Consider the following 474-nt stretch of genomic DNA (forward strand, 5'->3'; position numbering starts at 1 on the left):
GTCTATTCCAAGCGTGACGGCTTCGTGGAGGACGTGGTGTCGGGCCGCGACATCAACAACCGCGACCGCATCCTGGCGCGGGGCCAGCTCCTCTACCAGCCCGACGACCGCCTGTCGGTCCGCCTCATCGCCGACTATTCCTATCGCGACGAGGAATGCTGCACCGGTCCCTATCTCCCGTCGACCGATCCCAGCGCGGTCGCGCTCCGCACGCTGCTGAACGGCATCGGCGCGCGGATCCAGCCCGACACCTACGACCGCCGCGTGTCGGTCACGCCCGGCCGCGACTACCGGTCTGACGTCCGCGACTGGGGCGTCTCGGCCCAGGTCGATTACGATCTCGGCGGCGCCAGCCTCACCTCGATCACCGCCTATCGCGACTGGTTCTGGGTGCGCGGCCAGGACGCGGACTTCAACGCGCTCGACATCTTCGCGAGGCCGTCGGACGGCGGCTCGGACCAGCGCTTCCAGACC

Annotated in this window: 1 protein-coding gene; it reads left to right on the forward strand. The window is 69.0% G+C overall.

What is annotated here, in order from left to right; translation table 11 throughout:
* The coding region (locus AC2JF9_RS08810; protein WP_500727008.1) for a hypothetical protein at positions 1-474 on the forward strand (474 nt) is incomplete at both ends.

This window comes from Lactobacillus sp. C449L (assembly GCF_059900815.1).